Raw genomic sequence first — 4,457 nt, 5'->3', positions numbered from 1 at the left:
ACTGACGATCTTCGCCGTGACAGGGCGACATGTTAACCGCTACACCACGGGGCCGTATCCAAAGTACTTGCTTAGTATATCGGTTATCAGAAATTTTGTCAACACTATACTACAATATTTTTGATGAATTCTTCTTCATCTTTTAATATTGTAGATTCTTTATGTCCTGGCTCAATAATTAAGTCCTTAGATAAAGATAAAATATACTTCAAACTTGTAATTAAATCATGAGGATTACTTTTATAATTATCTGTATTTCCCACATTTTGCTTAAACACAGTATCGCCAGTAAATAAGTGTCCCTCAATTTCAAGACAAACAGAACCAGCACTATGACCAGGTGTATGATGAACAATAACTTCAAAAGGTCCTAATTGTAATTTTCCTGTTACTAAACTTTCACAATTAGTATACATTTTCTTCTTGTAAACACTAGGTCTACGACGAATTAATTGTAACAACTCATGATCCAAAGGATGTAAATAAGCAGGAATATTATAATACTCACAAACCTCATCAAGAGCCGATACATGATCACAATGACCATGTGTTAATAATACTGCTACAGGCTCAGAATCTCCTACCATTTCAATTATATGCTTACTATGAAACCCGGGATCAATAATAAGAGATTTTCCATCTTTAATTAATACATAACAATTTGCTTTATAAAGCCCTAGAGGGCGTTTTATAATATTCATATTATTTGCCCTCCTATAGGATACGATACCGTTTAGCAGATTGTTTTTTTATAAAATACCCTTCCCAGAATTGAGGATGAAGCATAACAAGAATTGTAAACAATTCCAAACGACCTAATAGCATATCTACAATTGCAATACATTTAGCTGCGTCAGGCATAACGGTGAAGGAATCAGTTGGTCCAAAACCACCAAAGCCAAGACCTACATTACTTAGGAATGCCGTTACTACTTGCATAGAATCATATATATTTAGACCAGTACAGGTCATGAGGAAAACAGATACTACATAAATCATTAAGTATAAAAATAAAAATTGTTGTGTCATCTGAATCCATTTAGTAGGCATTGGCTTACCATTAATACGCACTACTTGCACCATATCTGGATGAATGGATTTTCTTAAATAAATAATACTACTCTTAACTAAAATAATGAGGCGAATAATCTTTACACCGCCCGTTGTAGAACCACTACAACCACCAAAAAATGATGAAATAAATAACATCATCTGTGCAGCAGCTGGCCATAAATCATAATCGCTTACAGCAAATCCACTACCAGTTTGAATCGATACATAATTAAAGGAAACATCTCTGAAAATTTGAATTGGGTCATTAATATTTGATTGTACTGCCAACGAAATTGATATTATAGCAATTCCAATAAAAATAACTAGCCAATACATACGTGTTTCAAAATCATCAATCAAAACACGAATGCCTTTTTGAAGTGCGTTGTAATATACTGAAAAATTGCCACCTGCAAGGATCATAAAGAAAACAAATACAAAGCAAATATAGTTACTCTGTTCATAAATAAATGCCCCTGCTGATGTTGGTGCAAATCCACCCGTTGCAATAATGGAAAAGGCATAGTTTAACGCATCAAAAGGCTCAATACCACCAGCCCAAAGCATGAGGAAACAAAGAGCCGTAAAAGCAACGTATAAACGCCATAGTTTTGATGCCATAGATTGAATACGGGGCATAACAACACCTGGTTTTGGTACAGATGCTTCAGCATTAAAGAAGTGCGCTGCGTCAGCGCCTAAGTTTTTTAAGAAGGACAGAATGAGTACGATAATACCCATACCACCAATCCAGTGCATAAGCCCACGCCATAAGACAAAGGTTTTTGGTATATCATCTACACTATAAATGATAGTAGCACCCGTTGCTGTAATCCCTGATGTAGCTTCAAATAGAGCATCAAAAACATTTGTTAATACACCACTACCCAAGAAAGGTAAGGCCCCCAAAATAATGGTTAATATCCATGTAGAAGATACTACGAGAAAACCATCTCGAAGGCTAAAGCTTTGACTTTCACGACCATAATAGGATAAAAGTCTCCCCAGACCTAAAGAAAGGCTTGTGGTTATAAGAAATGACCAATATGCAGTTTCAAATACGATACCATATATAAAAGGAATTAATGTAAAAATCCCAAATATATATAATAATCGCCCCACTAAGGACATGACAATTTGAATGCGCATAGTCCCTCCATACTAGGTAAGATATTTAAGTAATTTACTTACAGATTCAGGTAACGCAAATAGAACAATGTGATCCCCATCTAAGATTTCAGTATTACCACGTGGTACGATGGCTTCATCACCACGTAAAATTACACCAACTAACGCCTTCCCTGGTAAACGGATGTCTTTTAATTGTTTACCAGCCACAGGTGATTCACTTGTAATGGCAACCTCTATAGATTCCGCTTTTCCACCTTCAAAGGTAGAAATAGATACAACACCTTCTCCACTACGCACGAAACGTAAAATTTGACTCGCTGTAAATAAACGTGGCGAGAATACAACATCAATACCCACTTGTTCCATAAGCATAATATATTCAGGGCGACCTACGCGAACAACAGTCTTAGGGATCCCCATATGCTTACCTACAAGAGCCACTAGTAGGTTAAGTTTATCATCGTCAGTTAAAGCTATAATAACGTCGCTATCAGCGATTTCTTCAGCTTCTAACAAATCAAAGTCGGTACCATCGCCATTGATAACCATCGCTTTATCTACAAGATTCGCTAATTTCTCACATCGCTCTAAGTTTTTTTCAATGACTTTCACAGAGAAACCAGCATGTTCTAATAAAACAGTCAGGTTACGACCAAGTAGTCCAGCACCAATGATGACAGCCCGTTTATAAAAAGCATTATAATTATGGAACCAAAGATTTTCCACTTCCTCTACAGACTCTTTTAATCCCAAGAAGAATACGCTGTCATCAGCTTGGAGAATACTTTCACCATGAGGAATAATCATTTCACCATAACGTAAAATCCCCACGAGAAGAACACCTTCAGGGAAGCGAATTTCTTTTAATGGCTGGCCTAACAGAGGGAACTCCTCAGTAAGTTTAAACTCCATAAGGCGCACTGTACCTTGACCAAAATCTTCAACATCAATGGCAGATGGAGTTTCAAGTATTTGTAATAGTTCTTGAGCTGTAACCATTTCAGGGTTGATAAAGAGATCTACGCCCAGTTTAGCACGCATCTCTGCATCCATATGTTCCGCCACACTATTGTCACGAACACGAGCAATCGTTGTAGGAACTCCTGTAATTTTAGCCACCGCACAAGATAGCATATTAACTTCATCGGAATCAGTAACAGCAATAAACATGCCTACGTCAGACATACCAATTTCATGCAGTAATTGCACATCACTGCCATTACCTTGGACAAGGCTAACATCTAATGTATTTTCAAGATTGTGAATTCGTTCTGGTGAACGATCGATGACATACACATCATGATCATCTTGAATAAGGCGTTGAGCTAATGAATAACCAACCTTACCAGCGCCTACAATGACAATTTTCATCGTCTTTATTCCTCATCTTGGGACTCTTCACTAACAGGAGGTGTCCACTGGCGACCAATATCAGTAAGAAATGTCCAACCATCCTCTTGAACAATTTTTTTCTCTTTCATTAAATGCCCTAAAGCACGTTTGAAAGCAGCTTTACTAATGTTGAATTTATCTTTAATCAACATAGCAGAAGATTCATCACTATACGGCATCTTGCCACCGCGATTCAAAAGATATTCCATAATAATATCTCCATCGGATACAAGAGCTTTTTCCTTTGTAGGGCGCATCGATACATTAACCCGACCATCATCACGTTTAAAAGTAATGCGACCTTCAACCATTTCTCCTACTTTTAATTTTCTAGTCATTTCAGAACGATGTAAAAAGGCAATCCATCGTTCAGGAGTGATGAAAAATGCCCCATCACTAGTCAAGTTGTAGATAGCACCTTTTACAAGTTGTCCTACTGTAGCATCTGTAGCAGCCTTAGATGCGCGACGCATTTCGTCATCAACATCCATAGATACAGCAAAACGACCAGATTTATCTGTATAGAGTCGAACCCAGACTTTTTCGCCCACTTGAGGACGACCACGCATCTCTGCATGTGGCATGAAGATACCGCGCTCAGTACCAACCTCTACGAAACAGCCAAAGTTTGTCGTATTGATTACCTCAACATACCCAATTTGTCCTACCTTCATCGCTGGTAAGCGCATAGAAGCAGTTAAACGACCTTTTGGATCGCGATATAAGAATACTTCTACTTCATCACCAATGGCAACGGGAGACGTTTGTTGATCTTTATGAAGCAAAATATCATCATTCGTATTACCTGTTTGACCATCTAGGAAAGCACCTTGGTCACTAGTACGCAATACTTTCAATGTGGCAATTGTATTTTCCAACAA

Annotated in this window: 4 protein-coding genes; all 4 read right to left on the bottom strand. The window is 37.7% G+C overall.

Features of this window, described 5'->3' with window-relative positions; translation table 11 throughout:
* Positions 1-104: 104 nt before the first annotated feature.
* On the bottom strand, positions 105-701 hold the full coding sequence (locus RYM16_RS08775; RefSeq protein WP_314983368.1) for an MBL fold metallo-hydrolase: 597 nt from the start codon (positions 699-701) through the stop codon (positions 105-107).
* Between the two features lie 13 nt (positions 702-714).
* Entirely contained in the window at positions 715-2,202 is a 1,488-nt protein-coding gene (locus RYM16_RS08770; RefSeq protein WP_314983366.1) for a TrkH family potassium uptake protein, read from the bottom strand.
* Between the two features lie 12 nt (positions 2,203-2,214).
* Positions 2,215-3,555, bottom strand: a complete 1,341-nt coding sequence (gene trkA / locus RYM16_RS08765; RefSeq protein WP_314983364.1) for a Trk system potassium transporter TrkA — start codon at positions 3,553-3,555, stop codon at positions 2,215-2,217.
* Positions 3,556-3,560: 5 nt separating this feature from the next.
* On the bottom strand, positions 3,561-4,457 hold an 897-nt coding region (locus RYM16_RS08760), incomplete at its 5' end, for a S1-like domain-containing RNA-binding protein (RefSeq protein ID WP_314983362.1).

This window comes from uncultured Veillonella sp., from assembly GCF_963524655.1.
Classification (GTDB): Bacteria; Bacillota; Negativicutes; order Veillonellales; family Veillonellaceae; genus Veillonella.
This window is presented reverse-complemented; position numbering and strand designations above follow the sequence as displayed.

Bases quoted from the DNA above. Each gene is read 5' to 3' on its own strand.
- RYM16_RS08775 (WP_314983368.1), bottom strand. From the start codon at position 701: ATGAATATTATAAAACGCCCTCTAGGGCTTTATAAAGCAAATTGTTAT.
- RYM16_RS08770 (WP_314983366.1), bottom strand. From the start codon at position 2,202: ATGCGCATTCAAATTGTCATGTCCTTAGTGGGGCGATTATTATATATA.
- trkA (WP_314983364.1), bottom strand. From the start codon at position 3,555: ATGAAAATTGTCATTGTAGGCGCTGGTAAGGTTGGTTATTCATTAGCT.